The following is a 20,360-nucleotide window of genomic DNA, read 5'->3' on the forward strand; positions in this document are numbered from 1 at the left end:
GGTTCTGAACATGCACAAGGCGACGGAATTCCGGCTTGAAGCCCGCCCCCAACTGCCCGAAGCCCTGCATCGGCTGGGGGAGCTGGCAAACGACCTGTTTTACAGCTGGAACCACGGCGTAAGGGGGCTGTTTGCCCGTATTGATCTGCGCCTGTGGCAGAAAGTGGAGCACAACCCAAAGCTGTTTCTGCGGCGGGTATCCCAGCACCGGCTCGAAGAAGCCGCTGCCGACCGCGCCTTTCTCGCCGAATACCGTCGGGTGCTGTCCAGTTACGATGCCTACGTGGAGGCCGGGCCGGGTGCAGAAGTAGTGGAGCTGCTCAACCCCGAAACCAGCCTGGTGGCCTATTTTTGCGCCGAGTTCGGGTTTCACGAAAGCTTTCCGATCTATTCCGGTGGCCTGGGCATCCTGGCCGGTGACCACTGCAAGGCGGCCAGCGATCTCGGCTTGCCCTTTGTGGCCGTCGGGCTACTGTACCAGCAGGGCTATTTCATGCAGACCATTGATGCCCAGGGCCAGCAAGTAGCCCGGTATCAGTGCCACGACAGCGACGAGCTGCCCATCAGCCCGGTAGAACAGGATGGCGAGCAACTCAAGATTTCCGTGCCCTTCCCGGGGCGGGAGCTGTGGGCCCGGGTCTGGCAGGCGCGGGTTGGCCATATCCGCCTGTACCTGCTCGATGCCAATACACCAGAGAACAACGAGCAGGACCGGGAACTGACCCTGCAACTGTACGGCGGCGATTCAGACACCCGCATCAGCCAGGAAATCCTGCTGGGCATCGGGGGCACCCGGGCGCTGGCAGCATTGGGCATCAAGCCCACCGCCTGGCACATCAACGAAGGCCACGCCGCCTTCCAGATTCTGGAGCGCTGCCGGATGGCCATGGAGAACGGCCTCAGCTTCGAGGCCGCCCTGGAATCCGTTGCCGCCTGCACCCTGTTTACCACCCATACGCCGGTTCCCGCCGGCCATGACATTTTTCCCCGGGATTTGGTTGCCCATGCCCTGGGCCCGTATACGGAAACCGCAGGGCTGGATTTTGACCAGGTTTTCGAGCTGGGCAGCAAGAACGGCGATGGCACCTTCAACATGACCAGCCTGGGCTTGCGGGGCTCGCGGTTCCACAACGGTGTCAGCCGTATCCACGGCGGGGTCGCCTCAGAAATGGAAGGCAGCATCTGGCCGCAAATTCCTCCGGAAGAAAACCCCATCGGTTACATCACCAACGGCGTGCATGTTTCTACCTTCCTGGCGCCGGAATGGGCCAGCCTGTTTGATATGCAGGCGCCCACCTGGAAAAGCGAGCTGAGAAACCCGGATTTCTGGAATTTTGTCGACAGAATTCCGGATTATCACTACTGGAGCGTGCATAAAGCCCTGAAACAACAGATGGCAGAATTCATCGTGCGCCGGTTGAGGCGCCAGCATCAGCGCAACGGTACCGGCCATTCGGTCACCGAGCGCATGACCCGAAAGCTGGTATCCCCCGAAAAAGACGCCATGGTGATCGGCTTTGCCCGGCGCTTTGCCACCTACAAGCGGGCCACCCTGATATTTTCCGACCTGCCGCGGCTGGAACGGTTACTGACAGACCCTGACAACCCCGTAGTCCTGGTCTTCGCCGGCAAGGCCCATCCCAAGGACAACCCGGGGCAGCAACTGATCAAGGTCATCCACGACCTGTCCATGCAGCCGTCCCTGATGGGCCACATTATACTTCTGGAAGACTACGACCAGGCCATGGCGCGGCGGCTGTTAAGCGGCGTGGATGTCTGGCTGAATACGCCGGAATATCCGAAAGAGGCCAGCGGCACCTCCGGCGAGAAAGCCGCCATGAACGGCGCCCTCAACCTGAGCGTGCTGGATGGCTGGTGGGGCGAAGGTTACGACGGTAACAACGGCTGGGCCATTGCCCCCCGGGATATCCGTCTGGACCAGGAATTCCGCAACCGTGAAGAAGCCCGGGACCTGCTCGACTTACTGGAAATAGAAATTATCCCGCTGTACTACAAACGGGAAGCCCAAGGTTACTCGAAAGACTGGGTGGCCCGTTCCAAGGCGTCCATGAAAACCATTACGCCCCGGTTCAATTCCCAGCGCATGGTGATGGATTACGTACGGAACTATTACCAGCCGGCCAGCGCCCAGGGCCACCGCCTGGCAGCAAACAAAGGCGAACTGGCCAATGAGCTGGCGCAATGGAAGGCGCGGATACGGGCGGCCTGGCACGGGGTGAACATTCAGATGCACGGTTGTGTCACAGACCGCTGCAACTGGGATGAAGAAGTGGAGCTGAGCGTAGAAGTGGCCCTGAACGGGCTGGCACCGGAGGATATCCGGGTGGAATGTGTGGTGTCACCGGACTGTACCGGCAGCCACGGCGAGCCCGGGCCGGACAGTTTCATCCTGGAGCCGGCAGGTGACCAGGATGGCAAAACCCTGTTCTCCGCGCGCATCAAAGCGCCCTACCCGGGCCTGCAAACCCTGCGATTGAGGGCCTATCCCTACCATGACGCCCTCACCCATCCGCTGGAGATGGGCGCCATGCTCTGGGCCTAGGCTATTCTTCGGTTGGCGTCAGCGCCTCGCCGTTGTTATTGGCGGCCAGGGCGTTGACCACGGGATTGGCGTACATATCCAGCAGGTAAGGCCGGATAGCCGGATCACAGGCTTCCAGCCGGCGCTCCATTTCCGCACGGGCCGCATCCAGGTCCGCCGGCGACCAGGTTTCTGCCGTCACCACGCTTTCACTGACACTGCCCGGTGTTTCCCGGGCTTCCGGGTGAACGCCCCGCATCTGGTAAGCCACCAGGTTGGATGCATGCAGATGGTAATTGGCGTGCATTTCGTGGTCGATGCGGGCGGCCAGGGCTTTCGGATTGTCCGGTGCATCGGCAATAGGCGCACCGAAGTGCACATGCACATGCCCCTTGTAACCGGTCAGGCCTTTTACAATCTGCTCGGAATCTTCCCCTTCGGTTTTCTGGTAGCTGCCGGTACGGGCCTTCACTTCCAGCTCCCGGGCCTTGTCGGCATCGCAGGGGTCGTACTCGTAGGCAATAGACACCGGCACAATATGCAGCCGGTTCATGGCCTCGCCAAAGTCCAGCCCGGATTTTTTCCGGCTCATGTAGAACATCTTGATGATGGCAGGGTCCGTGGCGTCTATACCGTCCTTCGCGCGGCCTTCACGCTGGGCTATCCAGATGCTGTGGTTGGTGTCGATGCTGTGGTTGATAAACCCGGACAGCGTCAGGTAGGCATCGCGCATTTCCCGGGGGCTGGTCATGTTACGACGCACCACAAAGCTCTTGTTCAGGCGCATCATCTCTGCAAACACCCGGTTCTGCAGCAGATTGTCGCCAATGGCAATGCGGGTGGTCAGGAAACCGTTCTGGAACAGCAGGTAATTCACCACCATTGGGTCAAACACGATGTCCCTGTGGTTGGAGATAAACAAATGGGCGTTGGTCTTGCTCAGGTTCCCCAGGCCGCTGTGGGTTACCCGGGAGGTGGTGCTTTCAACCAGTTCGCCTACGTACTTTGACAGCTCCGCCTGCAGGTCATCCACCCGGTGATAGTGGCCGAAGTTGCCAACCAGCCAGCGCCGTACAAACATCCGCAAGACCGCCGGCGCCCACTTCGCCGCCAGGGGGGACTTGAAGCGGCCCACCATGTCGAGGAACTCCCGATCATTAACCAGGCGTTTGATGGCCGGCGCTGTCTCTTCATCCGAATAGGGACGGATTGCGTCAAATTCCTGCATGCAAGCCCTGTTGTTGTTCGAAGCGGTTAATCAAGTGGTTGGAAATTGGCGGTATTCTATCCTGTCTTGGCACTGATTTCCTCCACCGAAATGGCGGGGTTAACCAATCCCGCCGGCGGATCTGTTATCATCCCCGCCCTGAACATTTCCCGCCCACAGGCAAAGACCAGCATGTATCCGGACCAGGATTTTGACCAACTGACCCGCGAACCCCCTTCTGCCACCGGCCGAAGCCCGGAGCAGGTTCTGCACGAGGTATTCGGTTACGAAAGTTTCCGGCCGCTGCAGGGCGATATAGTGCAGGAAGTGGTGGGCGGTGGTGATGCCCTGGTACTGATGCCCACCGGCGGCGGTAAGTCCTTGTGTTATCAGGTGCCGGCGCTGGTTCGACCGGGTACGGCGGTGGTCATCTCGCCGCTGATCGCCCTGATGCAGGACCAGGTCGCCGCCCTGAAACAACTGGGCGTTAAAGCGGCGTTCCTGAATTCCACCATGGATTTCGAGCAGGCCCGGGCCACCGAATATGCCCTGATGACCGGCGAACTGGACCTGCTGTATTGCGCACCGGAACGGCTGATTCAGCCTCGTACCATTGAACTGCTGCACAACGCGTCGCTGTCGCTGTTTGCCATCGACGAAGCCCACTGTGTCTCCCAGTGGGGCCATGATTTCCGGTCTGACTACCTGCAACTGAGCATGCTGGCGGAAGAATTTCCCGGCATTCCCCGAATTGCCCTGACCGCAACCGCCGATGAGCGTACCCGAAAGGAAATAGCCGAGCGCCTGTCGCTGACCCAGGCCCGGCACTTCATCAGCGGTTTCGACCGCCCTAACATCCAGTATCGAATCACCCCGAAAACCAATGCCAATAAACAGTTACTGGACTTTATTAAAGCCGAACATGAAAGTGACTGCGGCATTGTTTACTGTCTTTCCCGGAACAAGGTAGACGCCACTGCCAAGCTGCTGGCCAGCAAAGGCTACCTGGCACTGCCCTACCACGCCGGCCTGACTGCCGAGGAACGAGCCAGGAACCAGGAACGCTTTCTGCGCGAAGATGGCGTAATCATTGTGGCGACCATCGCCTTTGGCATGGGCATCGACAAACCGGATGTCAGGTTTGTTGCCCACCTGGACCTTCCCAAGAGCCTGGAAGCCTACTACCAGGAAACCGGCCGGGCCGGTCGTGACGGCAAACCCTCGACGGCCTGGATGGTTTACGGCCTGCAGGATGTCATCAAACTGCGGCAGATGCTGGAAGCGTCCCCGGGCAACGACCAGTTTAAACGTGTCGAGCGGCAGAAGCTGGATGCCATGCTGGGCCTGTGTGAAGTCACTCAATGCCGCCGGCAGGTTCTGCTGCGCTACTTCGGTGACACCCTAGAGCAGCCCTGCGGTAACTGCGACACCTGCCTGAACCCGCCGGAAACCTGGGATGGCACGGTTGCTGTACAGAAAGCCCTTTCTTGCGTGTACCGTACCGGCCAGCGCTTTGGCGTCAACTATGTCATTGATGTGCTACGCGGCTCAGAGAACGAACGCATCCTGCAATCCGGCCACCAGGCCATTTCCACCTATGGCATCGGGCAGGATCTGTCGGCTACCGAATGGAAGTCGGTATTCCGGCAACTGGTGGCTAACGGATATCTCCGCGCAGATCCGGAAGGCTACGGCGCCCTGCAGCTGACCGAACGCTGTCGCCCCCTGCTCAAAGGTGAACAGCCTATCCAGCTGCGTAAAGACCCGGTACAGAAGAAGGGCTCCGGCAGCAAGTCATCCGGCAGTCGCACCAGCGGGCAGGATGTCCGGGACCAGATCACCGACCACGCTGGCTGGGACGCGTTACGGGCCTGCCGCAAGGAACTGGCAGACAAGCAGGGTGTGCCGCCCTATGTGATCTTCCACGACACCACCCTGTTCGAAATGCTCCAGCGCCGCCCTGGCAGCATCGAAGAGCTGGGCGAAATCAGCGGGGTTGGTGCCGCCAAGCTGGAGAAGTATGGCGAAACTTTCCTTCAGGCCATCGCCGAACTGGGCGCTGGCTAATCAAGCGAGGGCGGATTATTCCGCCTTGAAGCCCTTTTTCCGCACCCGGTCCGGCCCAACCTCCTCTATACTGTCGATCAAAGCCATGAATCTGGTGTCCTGGTTCCAGTTACCGCGAATTTGCGTTGCAAAATTGCCCGTAAAGCAACAACAATGCAAATCAGAACAATACAACGACATTTCACGCATCTTCCAGAAGGAAAGCCGACTTGGGTTGTACTCCCCTTTTCCGCGTCGTTTCTTTCGCGACCTGCCTGCTCGCAAGCCTGGTGCCCGCTACCCATGTAGTTGCCGAAACAACAGACAACCACCGGGAGCTCACCCTCTGGTACCGCAACTACGACAGCCCGGCAATTCGCAACCTGGTGTTGCTGGCCCTGGATAAAACCCCCGAGTACGGCAGCTACGAGTTACTTCGCAGTGTGGAGGTCAGCCAGGGGCGGGCATTGCTGGAACTGACCAAACGTAACAACCGTATCCTTGATATTGCCAACGTTGCCACCACGGCTGAACGGGAAGACAGCCTGAACCCGATCCCCGTTCCGGTAGATGGCGGCTTGCTGGGCTTTCGGGTTTGCCTGGTAATGCCGGAAAACCTGCCGAAGTTCAAAGATATTTCCAGCCTTGAAGACCTCAAAGCCCGTAAAATCAGTATTGGCCAGGGAACGCACTGGCCAGACACCCCGATTCTCGAGGCCAACGGGCTGAGAGTCATCACCAACCCCCGGTTCGAAGTGCTGTTCGGGATGCTGCTGAACCAACGTTTCGACTGCTTTGCGAGGGGAATCAGTGAAGTGCTTTTTGACCTCGAACAGCCTCGCGCCAGTGCCCTGGTGATTGAACCCGATCTTCTGATTGCTTACCCGCTACCTTCATACCTGTTTGCCGCAAAACACGATCACGACACCGCCTACCGGCTCCAGCTTGGCATTGAGCGCGCCATCAATGATGGCAGTTTTGCGGACTATCTGAACACATACTTCGGCCGCGCGATGAACGAACTTAACCTCAAGCATCGCACCATCATCACCCTCAAGAACCCGTACCTCAGTGATGAATCCAATGGTGTTGGCCGGAAAACGCTGGAAGAGCTGGACCGGCGTATCAAATACCTGGACCAATAGTCCCGGGCGAAGTATTCAGGAACCTCTGTTAAACTGATGCATCCTGAACCGTGCATCCGCTCGTCAAAAACGGAGAATCTCTGAATGGCCCACGAAGAACTGCACCTGAACCTGCGCAACCTCACCCTCGAGGATTACCCACAGCTCCAGGAACTGATGGACGATGTTTATGACGACATCGGCGGTGCATGGCCAAAAGAAACCATCAAGGCGCTGGTGGAACAATTCCCGGACGGCCAGATCTGTATTGAAGACAATGGCCACCTGGTAGCCGTAGCACTAACCGTAAGCGTTAAGTACGAGCGCTTCAGCAACCCCCACGCCTACGACGACCTGATCCTTCGCAACGAAAAGATCTGGCACAACCCCAATGGTGATTCCCTGTACGGGCTGGATGTGTTCATCCACCATGAATATCGCGGATATCGTCTGGGTCGGCGCTTGTATGAAGCCCGAAAGGAACTGTGTCGCTCCATGAACCTGCGTGCCATCCTGGCCGGCGGCCGAATTCCCAATTACTTCAAGTATTCCGAGCAGTACACCCCGGAAGAGTACATCCATCGGGTAGACCGCAAAGAGATCTACGATCCGATTCTGAGCTTCCAGCTCTCCAATGACTTCCAGGTTACCCGGCTGATGCACAAATACCTGCCGGAAGACGAGAAATCCATGGGCTATGCCACGCTCCTCGAGTGGCGAAACATCCTGTATACCCCGCCCTCTTCAGTACTGGACGTGAAGAAAACCCAGGTGCGTATGGGTGCAGTTCAGTGGCAGATGCGAGAGTTCACCTCGGTTGAGGAAGTGCTCAAGCAGGTAGAGTACTTCGTCGACGCGCTGTCGGACTACAAAAGCGATTTCGCCCTGTTCCCCGAGTTCTTCAACGCGCCGTTGATGGGCCTGACCGATCAGATGGACCAGACCCGCGCCGTTCGCTTCCTGGCCGGCTTTACCGAACAGTTCCGTAACGAAATGTCGGAAATGGCGGTCAGCTACAACATAAACATCATCACCGGCTCCATGCCGCTGATCGAGAACGACCGGGTATACAACGTCTCATACCTCTGCCACCGGGACGGTCGGGTTGATGAGCAGCGCAAGATTCACATCACACCCCATGAACGCCGTGACTGGGTGATCGAAGGAGGCAACAGCTTCGAGGTGTTCGAAACAGATGCCGGCCGCGTGGCTATCCAGATCTGCTACGACATCGAATTCCCGGAATTGGGTCGTATTGCAGCCAGCCAGAACGTCGATATTATCTGTGTGCCCTTCTGGACAGACACCAAGAACGGCTACCTGCGGGTGCGCCACTGCGCCCAGGCCCGGGCTATTGAAAACGAATGCTATGTGGTGATCACCGGCAGCGTGGGTAACTTGCCCAAGGTGGAAAACCTGGACGTTCAGTACGCCCAGTCATCCGTGTTCTCGCCTTCGGACTTCGCCTTCCCCCACGATGCCGTGATGGCGGAAACCACGCCAAACACCGAGATGATCATGTTCTCGGATATGGACCTGGAAAAGCTGAAACTGGTACGTAACGAAGGTTCTGTCACTAATCTTAAAGATCGCCGTGTTGATATGTACGAAATCAAAACCCGTTAACGGTAACGGATCTGGCCCGGAATCACCGGCCAGGCTTGAACCATTCCCTGAAAGGGTTACCGTAGACGGCTGACAGCATTGCCATAATTGCTTTCGCCGTCTATTGTTTGATCTATATACACATTCTGATGTACTGAAAAACGCAGAGATACAGGTTAATGAACGACCCACTACCGGATCTGGTTGCCCGCTTCCGTGTTCGCCAGGGACTGTTTCGTAAAGAAACCGTCGAGGCCCGCGTGTACGAGCTGGACAGCTATGGCTGCGTAATGAAAACCGACAAGGTTTTCGAGCCGGGCGATACTCTGGTTCTGGAGCTGGTAATGGATATGCCGTTTGAGGAAATCCGGGCCGAGGGTGTCTCCGGCCTGGTCACCGAAAAGAGAAAGCACTGTAGCAATTTCTTCTATTCGATTGATTTTTCTGACCTTAACACCAAAGACGCATCTCCCCTGTCAGAAAAACTCCGGCGCATTCACGAAGTACTTCTGAAAAAACAAAGCCTCAAATCCCGCCGTGCCCCGGGCCCCGTCGCGAGCATGAGGCAACTGGCCTGATACCCCGTAGTACTTACCAAGCATCCGTCTGCAAGGAGACGTCCCCATGGCAAAGAAAGCCAAACCGAGCGTAGATAAGATCGTCAAGAAGGTGAACAAAGAGTTCGAGAAAACCTCTGCCCAGATCGAGGGGCTGATTAGCGATGCCCTGCAACAGTTCGACCACCTGCAGCACCAGATTCAGGACCCCGTGCGCAAGCTGCTCAAAGACATGGACGAGCTGCGTGACCGGGAAATGAAGCGTTTTAACGAAGAGTTCGAGCGCCGGATGAACGAGTTCCACGAATTGCAGGCCACCCTGCTGGAGCGTGTGGGTATTGCCTCCAAGGAAGCCCGCAAAGCGGCGGACGAAACAGCCAGCAAGGCCAAGTCTGCGGCCAAATCCGCTACAGGCAGCAAGCCGGCTGCAAAAAAGGCGCCTGCCAAAAAGCCTGCCGCCAGGAAAGCTGCTACTCCGAAGGCAGCCAAGCCTGCGGACAAGTCTGATCTTACCCGCGTGAAGGGTATCGGACCGGCGACTGCGAAGAAGATGAAAGAAGCAGGCATTACTTCCATCGAGCAGATTGCCAACCCGAGCGCCGAAGACAAGCAGAAGCTGGAAGCCTTCAAGAGCATGAAAGGCTACAGCCAGCTGACCGCCGAGGCGAAAAAAGTACTGTAAAACGTACCTTAGCCTCGAATGTCGAGTACCCGCGCCAGAGCCTCGTCCAGGCTCTGGCGTTCTTTTTCAGGAGTGAAGGTTTCAGCGAGCGCCGACACAGCCGCTCTCAGTTTTGCCAGGTACTCCGGTTCCCGCTCTGCCCGGCTCATCAACTGGGCCAGTGCCTTGTCATCCCCAACCGGGAAATAGCCCGGATAATCCTCACCCAACAGCCCCTTATTGCCCGGAATATCCGACGCCAGAATGGGCAAACCTGCCCTGCAGGCTTCAGAGACCACATTCGCGCCACCTTCCATCACAGAGCTGATGACCATCACACTGCTCACGGCCATCAGGTTTTCCAGACCCGGTTTATCCAGCTCCCCTAACCAGTGAAAGCGCGGGTTATCCTTGCTTTCTGCCAGCACTTTCTCACACCACTCCTCGGTGTGCGGGCGGCCGGCACAATTAACGACAATGCTGGAATCTTCCGGCAGGTGGCGCGCGGCAAGGGCGGCCCGCAGACTGTCTTTTTCATCACGCAGGTGGCCGATCACACAGATATTGAACTGCCCTGATTCCGGCCGGGAGCCGCCACGCACGGCAGGCTGCGCCGCAGACTGGCGAAGAGTAACCAGTTTGTCGCGGAACGATTCCGGAATGTCCCGGCCTACCAGGTCGTGCAGACCTATCAGCAAATCCGCCGTGTCCATCGAAACCAAGGTAACCCCGGGATATTCATGCTGGTGATGATAAATATCGGTACCCGTCAGCACGACAATTAACGGCTTGTCCGGATTTTGCTCTCTCCATGCCTCTACCGCATGCGCACTGCGCCAGGCGTGAAGGGCGATCATAAGATCAGCCGTTTCTCCTTCATATTCGGTCAATACCTGGACCTGATGGCCGGATTGCTCCAGCAGTACCTGCCAGCGCAGGGCCGTGGCTCGATTGCCGGCCTTGGAGTCCGGGCCGGCAGGAGTGATGATCAGAATATGCATAAAGGGTGTCCGATAAATTTACCGAAATTCTGCACGGGCCAGTGCTCCGGGTAAAGGATTCCTGCGTATACCGGTTCAGACTTTCAGTAATTCACGGTATCCTGAGGCTGCCTTCGGCGCTCGCCGGGCCACCCAAACTCCCCGACACAAAGGAATGAATCAACATGGTCATCAAACATCTACGGAAATGGCTGGTTTCCGGCCTTCTGTCTTTTTCTGCCGTCACTGCCGTACAGGCACAAACCTTCGTGTTTACGGCTATTCCTGATGAGGATGAAACCAAGCTGGTAGAGCGCTTTCGCGGCGTGGCCGATTACCTTTCCGAGCAACTCGATGTAGACGTTCGTTATATCCCGGTGAAATCCTATGCGGCCGCGGTATCCGCCTTCCGCAACAACCAGGTGCAGCTGGCCTGGTTTGGCGGGCTGTCCGGTGTGCAGGCGCGGCGCCTGGTGCCGGGTTCTGAAGCCATCGCCCAGGGCGTGGAAGACGAAGCCTTTGTCACCTATTTCATCGCCAACACCAGCACCGAAATCGAGCCGGCAGGCAGCCTGGCGGACCTTGAGGACAACCTGCGTGGCAAAACCTTTACCTTTGGTTCCAAGGGTTCCACCTCCGGCCGCCTGATGCCCGAGTTCCACCTGCGCGACACCTTTGGTGAGGCACCGGAATCTGTATTTTCCCGTGTTGGTTTCAGCGGTAACCATACCCGTACTCTTCGCCTGGTAGAGGCTGGCACCTATGAAGTGGGCGCGCTCAACTTCCAGGTCTGGGAAAAAGAGCTGGCAGATGGAAACATCGATACCGATGCCGTTCAGGTTATCTGGAAAACCCCGGCGTACCCGGATTACCAGTGGACCATCCGCGGTGACGTGAACGAGCGGTTCGGTGAAGGTTTCAAAGACAAGGTGACCAAGGCCCTGCTGGAACTGGACGATCCGGCACTGCTTGAAAGCTTCCCCCGTTCCGGCTTTATTCCGGCGTCTAACGATGATTACGAGCCCATTCGCAAGACCGCTGAAAACATCGGAATCCTCGATTGATGCCAGGATTTGATTTTCATGGTCTGACAGCCAGCTTTAACGGAGAGCGGGTGATTGGCCCGCTCTCCCTGCACGTAAATGAAGGCGAGCATGTGGCGCTGGTCGGCAAAAGTGGCGCCGGCAAGTCTACGCTGATCCGTTTGCTTTACGACCGGCTTGAGAGTGAGGCATCCCTGATTCCGCAAGGCCTGGGGTTGGTGAACGCGCTGCCGGTATTTCATAACGTGTTTATGGGACAACTGGACCGACATCCCGGCTGGTATAACGCCCTGACCCTGATTCGCCCGTTCCGTCGCGACCGAGACGCCGTAAAGGCCTTGCTCAAAGAACTGGAAATTCCCGAGAAACAGTGGATACCGGCAGCTGCACTGTCTGGCGGGCAACGCCAGCGGGTGGCCATTGCCCGGGCCATCTACCGGCAGGCCCCTGTGCTGTTAGCGGATGAGCCCATTTCGGCACTGGATGGCCCCATGGCGCACCTGGTCATGAAAACCCTCACCAACCGGTTCTCCACCTCGATTATTGCCTTGCACGATGTGGACATGGCACTGCGTTACTGTAACCGGATCATCGGCATTCAGGACGGCAGGGTAGCGCTGGACGAAGCGGCTTCCTCGCTTGTCGCATCCGACATCATGTCGCTGTATTAACGGGCCAGAACCAGTTTATGTTTTCCTACCCCACCGTCAGAGCCAGTTTCATCTTCCTTGCCATTGCGCTCGGAGGTTTGCTGGTGGCCGATATTGCTATCACCACCGCCAACCCCTGGCAGGATCTCGGCCGGTTCTTTCTGGGCGTAGCTACCCCCAACTTTTTCAGCACCGAAGGCCTGATGACCGCCCTGCTGCGCACGGTAGCGTTCGCCTTCGTGGGTGTAACCATCGGCAGCCTGGCAGGATTTCTGCTGGCGCTGGGTTATCGGTTTCTGCCGGTTCGAATCTTCTGTGCCTTTATCCGCTCGATTCATGAGCTGTTCTGGGCGCTGATCTTCCTGCAGTTCTTCGGTTTCCACCCACTGACCGGCGTGCTGGCCATTGCCATCCCCTATTCGGGTATCTTTGCCAAGGTGTACTCGGAGATCTTTGAAGAGTCTGATCCGGAGCCCGGCCGCCTGCTGCCTCCTGGCACTGGTTCGGTGTCAGCCTTTCTGTATGCCCGTATTCCGGATTGCTGGGAACAGATCCGCACCTACACTTCTTACCGCCTGGAATGCGGCCTGCGCTCCTCGGCTATTCTCGGTTTCGTGGGTTTGCCTACGCTGGGGTTCTACCTGGAATCGTCATTCTCCCAGGGCATGTATTCCGATGCCGGCGCCATGCTGATTCTGTTCTATATCCTGATTGCCACCCTGCCCCTGTGGGTTCGGCCGAAATTGCTGCCGTTCTACATTCTGGCCGCTCCGTTCTTTCTGGGAGACGGGTTCCCCATTGTCTGGGGCAACGTGGAGCGGTTCTTCACCGAAGACATCATCCCGGCGCCGCTGCGTAATGGCGAGGGTCTTGCCGGCCTGTCTGCCTGGTTCGGAGATGTGATGGTCACCGAGGCACTGCCGGGCATCTGGAACACCATTGTCCTTACCCAGATTGCCCTGGTGGCTACGGGTATTATTTCCCTGCTGGCATTCCCGCTGATTTCCAACCACTTTGGTGGCCCGGTGCGCCGTACCTCCGGCCATGTGTTGCTGGTGATTGCCCGCTCCACGCCGGAATACATCCTGGCTTACATCCTGTTGCAACTCTGGGGGCCGTCCATGCTGCCGGCGGTGGTGGCACTGGCCCTGCACAACGGTGGCATTATCGGCCACCTGATCGGTCGCCAGACCAACACCATTCAGTTGCGCCCGGATGCGCCCATCGGCTTCACCCGGTACAGCTGGGAACTGGTTCCCCGGGTTTACCGGTCCTTCCTGGCCTTTCTGTTCTACCGCTGGGAAATCATCATGCGGGAAACAGCCATCCTGGGCATCCTGGGCATCTACACGCTGGGCTTCTATGTCGACAGCGCCATACAGAACATCCGTTTCGACCGGGCCATGGTGCTGATACTGATCACCGCCCTGCTGAACATCGGCGTTGATGCACTGGGCCGCTACATTCGCCGGAAACTGGCCCTGCAGACCATGCAAACCTGCTGATCAGCTGAGACCAGCATCACAATTCCCGCGCCTGAAATGCCGGTACTGCCAGAATTGGGAAGCCGGTTACCTTGCCGATCGTTACATATCGTTACAATGCCTTATCGTTCTAATTTCAGGAATGCGAGGCAAGATACCCTTCATGGTCAACGGACTGGTCACTGTTACTGAACTCGGCTTGCTGGCACTGGTCGGCATTCTGGCAATCCGGATGGCTGCCCTGTCCCGGGGAGAAGCACTTCAACTGGCAGGTGGTATAGCAGAGCCGGAAACACCCGGCCCGGTGGCAACGCGCACGGCGCGTACCGGCAAGCAGGTGAAAATTGCCTCCGCCCATGGCACCGAACTGCGCACCCAGCTGCACATTCTGGCGGGGCTCCAGGAGCGGGATTGTCGGGATAAGGGGCTTTTGCTGGCCGAGGCGCCAGTGGCGGTGCGGCTGTATGCAGCCGCCTGGTTGTATGGGGCCGGTTGTGCACTGAGCCGCCAACCGGTGCGCCATTCCGATGCCCTGGCAGGCATGGTGGCACGCATTGTCAGCCGTAAAACAGGCATTCGCCAACCGGAAGCATTGCAGGCTATCAGCACCCTCACCTCCAGTTCCGTGTTACTGGCCTGCTACCGGGCCGGCCTTGAAGGCGCTGAACACTGGCAGCAACATCAGTATGTGCCGGCTCACTCCAGCCTTTATGATGCAGCCACCAGCAACGCGTTTATCTGACGGCTTCAACTTCCCAATTACTACCAAGGTTAATCGCTGTGGTGCCGGTTTCATCCTCTGCAGGCACTCCGGCGATCACCGGCCGGGTAAATCCGCCGTCGTCAGTGTGCTGCATGGAGTCGACATCCACAGACCGTACCAGCCATGATTTCCCGCCTGCGTTCACACGCGCCCGGTGGGTGAGCCCGAAGACAAAGCGGCAGTAATCGAGTTTCAGCTGAAGCAAATCCTGTTCTGCCTTGAGAATCTTTCTGAGCAGAACCTTTTGAACACTTTCCCCGTAATCCATCACATTTCCCTGGAGATTGTTGTATTTTCCAGGAATTTAACTATTTCTCCGCACGAAAGACCAGTGTTGACGGCACATTCTCGATTAAATCCTGGCCATCCTGAAAATCGATTCTCCAGATCATTTCACTGCCAGTGGTACAGAACGGCGCGGTAAACCTGGCCCGGTATTCCAGCGATTCTTCCCGTACCAGCGGCACCGGGTACTCGCCCATGTACATGTTTTCGCCCCTTAGTACCGCCAGAAAGCGATCCGGCGCTTCCGGCACGGTCACCTGGAGCTGGTACTCCACGCCCTGGTCTCCTTCCGGGCCGGGGGTCAGCATGACCTGCCACTGGCCTTGATCCGTTTGCCAGCTGCAAGGGCCTGCAAGCAGGTCGCACGGTGGTTTCTGCTCCTCGTTGCTGGCTTCGTTCAGGTAGTCGGGAGCCAATGCCAGTATCGCTACAGCAGCGATCAGTAAACCCCCTGTTACGATGGCTCGTATCATATCAGCAGCCTCTCATCCCCTTTTTGAAGGGGGCATTATGGGCATAAATGCCGACATGGCAAAGGTTTCTAAACCGCGGCCAGCATGAGAAAATGCCCGGCTTTCAGGCTTGAATCACCCAAGAAACAGGATACCGCTGTGCAACCGGACATCTCCGTAAAGCACCTGAACAAGATCTACGAAGACGGCTTTCAGGCCCTGAAAGACGTTAACCTGGAAATCTACCCGGGAGAGATCTTCGCCCTGCTTGGCCCCAATGGTGCGGGCAAAACCACGATGATTTCCATCATCTGCGGGATAGTGAACAAGAGCAACGGTGAAGTAACCGCGGCCGGCCACGATATCGTGAAAAACTACCGCAAGGCCCGCGAAGCCATCGGCCTGGTGCCCCAGGAGCTGAATACCGATTCCTTTGAAACCGTATGGGACGCGGTGTCGTTCAGCCGCGGCCTGTTCGGCAAGGCCCCGAAACCGGCCCACATAGAGAAGGTACTGAAAGACCTCTCCCTGTGGGACAAGCGCAACAACCGCATCATGTCGCTGTCTGGCGGCATGAAACGCCGGGTGATGATTGCCAAGGCCCTGTCCCACGAGCCTCGCATCCTGTTTCTGGACGAGCCCACGGCCGGCGTGGATGTAGAGCTTCGCCGCGACATGTGGGAGATGGTCCGGAAACTCCGCGAGAACGGCACCACCATTATCCTGACCACCCATTACATTGAAGAAGCCGAGGAAATGGCGGACCGCATCGGGGTGATTCGCCAGGGCCAGATTATCCTGGTGGAAGACAAGGACACCCTGATGTCCAAGCTGGGCAAAAAAGAACTGCGCCTGCAGCTGCAGCACAAGCTCGACAAGGTGCCAGGCGAACTCACCCTGGAGCCCATCGAGCTTTCGGAAGACGGCCACGAGCTGATCTACACCTTTGACTCCCAGCAACAGCAAGCCGGCGTTGCCCGCTTACTTCGGACCCTGGGGGATCTGGGCATCGAGTACCGGGACCTGCAAACCCGGGAAAGCTCCCTGGAAGAGATTTTTGTGGGCCTGGTGCACGAATAAGCCGCCCGAACGGAGAGAGCAGAATGAATCTTTACGGTGTAAAAGCCATCTACAAGTTCGAAATGGCACGCATGAAGCGGACCATCATGCAAAGCGTGCTGTCGCCGGTGATCTCAACCTGCCTGTACTTCGTGGTATTCGGTTCTGCCATCGGCTCCCGCATGGGCGATATCGACGGCATCGACTACGGCGCCTACATCATCCCGGGGCTGCTGATGCTGTCCCTGCTGATGCAGAGCATCTCCAACGCCTCTTTCGGCATCTATATGCCAAAGTTTTCCGGCACCATCTATGAAGTGCTGTCTGCGCCAGTGTCCTATGCCGAGATCGTTCTGGGCTACGTCGGCGCTGCGGCCACCAAGGCAGTTATTCTTGGGCTGATTATCCTGGCGACCGCACGGCTGTTTGTCGATTACTCGGTACTGCACCCCGTGTCGATGCTGGCCTTCCTGGTGCTGACGGCGGTGACCTTCAGCCTGTTCGGGTTCATCATTGGCATCTGGGCCGACGGTTTCGAGAAGTTGCAGATCGTGCCCATGATGATCGTAACCCCGCTGGTGTTCCTTGGCGGCACCTTCTACTCCATCGATATGCTGCCCCAGGTCTGGCAGACCATCAGCCTGTTCAATCCGGTGGTGTATTTGATCAGTGGCTTCCGCTGGGCTTTCTATGGCGTATCTGATGTGCACGTGGGCATCAGCGTTGCCATGACCCTGGTATTCCTGGCCATGTGCATGACCACCGTCTGGTGGATCTTCAAAACCGGATACCGGCTGCGTTCGTGATGTTTCGTGTATTGCTGGCAACCTGTGCCCTGGTGGCGCTGGCCGCCTGCGGCGCGGCAGACGCCCGGGACGAACAACCCTTGCCGGTGATTGAGACCTGTTTTGTAACCGCTGATCGCTCCTACCCGGTCATGCTTGAGGTAGCCAGCGAACCGGAGCAGCGGCGCCGGGGCCTGATGGGCCGGGAACACCTGCAGGACAACGCCGGCATGCTGTTCGAGTACCAGCAGCTGCGACCGGCCGACCACGGATTCTGGATGTACCAGACCCTGATCCCACTCGACATCGCCTATCTGGGTGCACAGGGCGAGATAGTAAGCCTGCGGCAAATGCACCCTTGTGCATCCTCCCGCAGCAGCGACTGCCCGGCTTATCCGGCCGGCAAGCCCTTCCTGAGCGCGGTTGAAATGAATGCCGGCTACTTCCATGAACGCGGCATTGGCACCGGTGACCGGCTGGTATGGCCAGCCAACGGTGCCTGCAAGCCCTGAAACAACTCCGGCTATTTGTGCTGCCAGTTCGGATCCCGCTTATCCAGGAACGCTGAAATACCTTCCTGTGCATCTTCAGCTGTCATATTGGTGGCCATCACCCTGGCGGTGTAATCGTAGGCATCGGCCAGGGGCATTTCCAGCTGCCGATAAAACGCCTCTTTACCGATCTTCAGGGTGTGGCCAGATTTACCGGCAATGGTTGCGGCCATGTTGTAGACAGTCTCATCCAGGGCTTCCGGTTCCACTACCCGGTTCACCAGCCCGATATGCTCAGCGGTTTCCGCATCAATCATTTCGCCGGTCAACAACATTTCCATAGCATGTTTGCGGGAAACATTGCGCGACAGCGCCACCATTGGCGTGGAGCAGAACAGACCGATGTTCACACCCGGCGTGGCAAACCGGCTGCCCCGCTCCGCTACCGCCAGGTCACAGCTGGCCACCAGCTGACACCCTGCAGCCGTTGCCACACCGGCTACCCGGGCGATCACCGGCTTCGGCAGGTTCACAATCTGTTGCATCACCTTGCTGCACTGCTGGAACAGAGCCAGCTGAAATTCGTGGCTGTCGAATTTATCCCGCATCTCCCGCAGGTCGTGGCCGGCGCAAAACACATGGCCGGCGGAAGCCAGCACCACTACCCGGCTGCTGTCATCCCGGGCGATTTTCTCAAGGGCTGAAGACAACCCTTCCAGCATGGCCATCGACAGGCTGTTCCGGCGTTCCGGCTGGTTCAGGGTCAGCGTGGTAATACCATTTTCTGTACGGACTCGCACTGGGCGTTCTTGCGCGGCGGACATAATTCAGAACTCCTTGATGGCTATCGTCCCAGTATTGCCAACAGCTGCCAGCCTGTCGAACAGACTTTGGGCGTATACAAATAGTTGCAATTTGCGGCTATTACCGAGTATTCGCAGGCAACCCCGACCGGTACGATGAATGTTTAAAACAAGCAAGCCTGAAGCGTCTTAAAACATCGAACAGGTAAACGCAGTATGAAGCAAGTCCGCCACTCACTGGCCTCCAGGTTTGTTCTGTTTCTGGCGGGCCTTCTTGTACTGGCCATGATCGCCCTGCTTCTGATCGAAAGAGTTGTATTCCAGCCGGTCCTCATGAAAGCCGAGAACCAGCAAGCTGGCCAGGAACTCGCGCGCATCGAAAATTCGCTGGCGCAGAACCACAATGCGCTGACCGCCCAAACCCGGGACTGGGCGCACTGGGATGACACTTACCAGTTCATCCAGGATGCAAACAGCGACTACGCCACCAGTAACTTCAGCCGGGAGATGTTCGAAGACCTGCACGACCAGGCCATGATCTTCATCAGTGAAGACCAGCAACCAATGTGGATTGCCGGCATTGATCCGGATACGAACACCTACGGCACCTGCACCTCGGCAACGGGCGACTGCAGCTGGGCGGCACCGCTCATCGCTGAGGTTCAGCCGTTTCTGGGCGAGGTAGAAGCAACGGGGCTGTCACTGAGCTTTGCCTCCCCGTGGCCTGCACTCGCTGCGATAGCACCAATATTGCAAACCGACAGGACAGGCCCGTCCCGGGGCTGGCTTATCAAGCTTCGGCTTATTGACGAACGGCTGACGGATTTGCTCGAGGAGCAGACCGGGCTACCGGTACAGATTTCCACACGGCCAGCCCCAGCCGATACGGAACGGAAAATTGCTCTTGAGCGAGGGCCAGAACTGCTGCATGCCGCCAAGCCCCTGTTAACCCATTCCCGTGGGCCCGAGCTGGTGTTGAGTACTGAAATTCCGAGAGACCGCGTAAAAAGGGCGTCGCGAAATTTTCGCTATTCACTCGCCTGGACGGCCGTTTTGCTGGCCGTTGTGATCGGGGTGGTGCTGGCACTGCTATATGGCCTGGTACTGAAGCCACTGGGCCTGTTCACCCGCTTTGTTACCGGGAAACAGGGCGAGAATTCCCTTGCCCAGCGCGAGAACCTGGCAGACGTACCAGGCAGCCTGTTGCAGCGGAAAGACGAGTTCGGCACCCTCGCTCGCCACGCCCAGAGGTTGATCAGCCAGCAACGGGAACAGTCAAAAATGTTGCTGGACCTGTCCCAGCACGATCCGCTGACAGGCCTGGCCAATCGCCGACTGTTCGATGCCAGCTTGCAACAAAGCCTGTCGGATGAACCGGAAAAGCCGACCTCCGTGTTGATGCTGGATATTGACCATTTCAAACTTTATAACGACCGCTATGGCCATCCGGAAGGTGACAGATGTCTCGCCAGCGTTGCGGAGTGCATGGAGCAAACCGTCAAGCCCCATGGCTTTCTGGTTGCCCGCACCGGCGGTGAGGAATTCAGTGTGCTGATGCCCGAAACAGGGTTGGAACAAGCCAGAACCTGTGCCGAAGAACTCCGTAAAGCCATCGCAGGCCTGAAACTGCCCCACGCAGACTCTCCAGTGAGCGATGTCGTCACCGTGAGTGTCGGTGTTGCCAGTAGTGTAAACGTGGACAATGTTTCCGGCTCCACACTCATGCGCAGCGCAGACCTGGCGTTGTATGAGGCGAAGGATCAAGGCCGGAACCGGGTTGCCTGCTTTGGTGAGGATGCGGCAAACATTTTCGGCTGAAGGGC

Annotated in this window: 19 protein-coding genes; 14 read left to right on the forward strand and 5 right to left on the reverse strand. The window is 57.7% G+C overall.

What is annotated here, in order from left to right; translation table 11 throughout:
* Positions 1-10 precede the first annotated feature (10 nt).
* Positions 11-2,563 carry an alpha-glucan family phosphorylase gene (glgP, locus tag H3Z84_RS11220; RefSeq protein ID WP_199457516.1) on the forward strand — a complete coding sequence of 851 codons (2,553 nt, stop codon included), beginning with the start codon at positions 11-13 and terminating at the stop codon, positions 2,561-2,563.
* 1 nt (position 2,564) lies between these two features.
* On the opposite strand, the gene H3Z84_RS11225 is transcribed toward glgP, so the two are convergent.
* Positions 2,565-3,770, reverse strand: coding sequence for a 1-acyl-sn-glycerol-3-phosphate acyltransferase (locus tag H3Z84_RS11225; protein WP_199457517.1), 1,206 nt, complete (start codon positions 3,768-3,770; stop codon positions 2,565-2,567).
* A 171-nt stretch (positions 3,771-3,941) separates the two neighbouring features.
* On the opposite strand from H3Z84_RS11225, the gene recQ reads away from it, so the two are divergent.
* From recQ to H3Z84_RS11250, 5 genes are all read left to right on the forward strand, one after another.
* Positions 3,942-5,816: a DNA helicase RecQ gene (gene recQ, locus H3Z84_RS11230; protein WP_199457591.1), complete on the forward strand. Its 1,875-nt coding sequence runs from the start codon at positions 3,942-3,944 to the stop codon at positions 5,814-5,816.
* A 269-nt stretch (positions 5,817-6,085) separates the two neighbouring features.
* The gene (locus tag H3Z84_RS11235) at positions 6,086-6,940 is read left to right on the forward strand and encodes a transporter substrate-binding domain-containing protein (protein ID WP_199457518.1); all 855 of its coding nucleotides are present in this window, start codon (positions 6,086-6,088) and stop codon (positions 6,938-6,940) included.
* An 84-nt stretch (positions 6,941-7,024) separates the two neighbouring features.
* Positions 7,025-8,545, forward strand: a complete 1,521-nt coding sequence (locus H3Z84_RS11240) for a carbon-nitrogen hydrolase family protein (protein ID WP_199457519.1) — start codon at positions 7,025-7,027, stop codon at positions 8,543-8,545.
* 158 nt (positions 8,546-8,703) lie between these two features.
* Positions 8,704-9,102, forward strand: a complete 399-nt coding sequence (locus H3Z84_RS11245; protein WP_199457520.1) for a hypothetical protein — start codon at positions 8,704-8,706, stop codon at positions 9,100-9,102.
* Positions 9,103-9,148: 46 nt separating this feature from the next.
* On the forward strand, positions 9,149-9,763 hold the full coding sequence (locus tag H3Z84_RS11250) for a helix-hairpin-helix domain-containing protein (protein WP_094623994.1): 615 nt from the start codon (positions 9,149-9,151) through the stop codon (positions 9,761-9,763).
* Between the two features lie 8 nt (positions 9,764-9,771).
* Here H3Z84_RS11250 and senB read toward each other — a convergent pair whose 3' ends face one another.
* On the reverse strand, positions 9,772-10,743 hold the full coding sequence (gene senB / locus H3Z84_RS11255; protein ID WP_199457521.1) for a selenoneine biosynthesis selenosugar synthase SenB: 972 nt from the start codon (positions 10,741-10,743) through the stop codon (positions 9,772-9,774).
* Between the two features lie 164 nt (positions 10,744-10,907).
* Here senB and H3Z84_RS11260 point away from each other — a divergent pair, with 164 nt between their 5' ends.
* The 4 genes from H3Z84_RS11260 (at position 10,908) to H3Z84_RS11275 (ending at position 14,641) form a co-directional block, all read left to right on the forward strand.
* Complete coding sequence (locus H3Z84_RS11260) at positions 10,908-11,786, forward strand: putative selenate ABC transporter substrate-binding protein (protein WP_094623996.1); 879 nt, start codon at positions 10,908-10,910, stop codon at positions 11,784-11,786.
* Positions 11,786-12,436, forward strand: a complete 651-nt coding sequence (locus H3Z84_RS11265) for an ATP-binding cassette domain-containing protein (RefSeq protein ID WP_199457522.1) — start codon at positions 11,786-11,788, stop codon at positions 12,434-12,436. Before H3Z84_RS11260 ends, H3Z84_RS11265 begins: the two co-directional genes overlap by 1 nt.
* A 17-nt stretch (positions 12,437-12,453) precedes the next feature.
* The gene (locus tag H3Z84_RS11270; RefSeq protein ID WP_199457523.1) at positions 12,454-13,920 is read left to right on the forward strand and encodes a PhnE/PtxC family ABC transporter permease; all 1,467 of its coding nucleotides are present in this window, start codon (positions 12,454-12,456) and stop codon (positions 13,918-13,920) included.
* 142 nt (positions 13,921-14,062) lie between these two features.
* Complete coding sequence (locus H3Z84_RS11275) at positions 14,063-14,641, forward strand: hypothetical protein (protein WP_199457524.1); 579 nt, start codon at positions 14,063-14,065, stop codon at positions 14,639-14,641.
* Here the strand turns inward: H3Z84_RS11275 and H3Z84_RS11280 are convergent.
* Both H3Z84_RS11280 and H3Z84_RS11285 read right to left on the reverse strand, forming a co-directional pair.
* Positions 14,634-14,930 carry a hypothetical protein gene (locus H3Z84_RS11280; RefSeq protein ID WP_058340923.1) on the reverse strand — a complete coding sequence of 99 codons (297 nt, stop codon included), beginning with the start codon at positions 14,928-14,930 and terminating at the stop codon, positions 14,634-14,636. The two genes, H3Z84_RS11275 and H3Z84_RS11280, sit on opposite strands and share 8 nt — an antisense overlap.
* A 40-nt stretch (positions 14,931-14,970) precedes the next feature.
* Positions 14,971-15,420 (reverse strand): hypothetical protein, encoded by a 450-nt coding sequence (locus H3Z84_RS11285; RefSeq protein ID WP_199457525.1) that lies wholly within the window; start codon positions 15,418-15,420, stop codon positions 14,971-14,973.
* Between the two features lie 138 nt (positions 15,421-15,558).
* Here H3Z84_RS11285 and H3Z84_RS11290 point away from each other — a divergent pair, with 138 nt between their 5' ends.
* The 3 genes from H3Z84_RS11290 to H3Z84_RS11300 are packed head-to-tail and all read left to right on the forward strand — an operon-like array spanning position 15,559 to position 17,755.
* Complete coding sequence (locus tag H3Z84_RS11290; RefSeq protein WP_199457526.1) at positions 15,559-16,479, forward strand: ABC transporter ATP-binding protein; 921 nt, start codon at positions 15,559-15,561, stop codon at positions 16,477-16,479.
* Between the two features lie 23 nt (positions 16,480-16,502).
* Positions 16,503-17,264 (forward strand): ABC transporter permease, encoded by a 762-nt coding sequence (locus H3Z84_RS11295; protein ID WP_022988234.1) that lies wholly within the window; start codon positions 16,503-16,505, stop codon positions 17,262-17,264.
* Positions 17,264-17,755 (forward strand): DUF192 domain-containing protein, encoded by a 492-nt coding sequence (locus H3Z84_RS11300; RefSeq protein WP_199457592.1) that lies wholly within the window; start codon positions 17,264-17,266, stop codon positions 17,753-17,755. The genes H3Z84_RS11295 and H3Z84_RS11300 overlap by 1 nt, the downstream gene beginning before the upstream one ends.
* Before the next feature lie 11 nt (positions 17,756-17,766).
* Here H3Z84_RS11300 and H3Z84_RS11305 read toward each other — a convergent pair whose 3' ends face one another.
* Positions 17,767-18,558 (reverse strand): enoyl-CoA hydratase, encoded by a 792-nt coding sequence (locus H3Z84_RS11305; protein ID WP_199457527.1) that lies wholly within the window; start codon positions 18,556-18,558, stop codon positions 17,767-17,769.
* 195 nt (positions 18,559-18,753) lie between these two features.
* Between H3Z84_RS11305 and H3Z84_RS11310 the strand changes: the two genes are divergently transcribed.
* On the forward strand, positions 18,754-20,355 hold the full coding sequence (locus H3Z84_RS11310; RefSeq protein ID WP_199457528.1) for a diguanylate cyclase domain-containing protein: 1,602 nt from the start codon (positions 18,754-18,756) through the stop codon (positions 20,353-20,355).
* The last annotated feature ends 5 nt before the right edge of the window (positions 20,356-20,360 follow it).

This window comes from Marinobacter sp. bablab_jr003 (genome assembly GCF_016464245.1).
Lineage (GTDB): Bacteria > Pseudomonadota > Gammaproteobacteria > Pseudomonadales > Oleiphilaceae > Marinobacter > Marinobacter vinifirmus.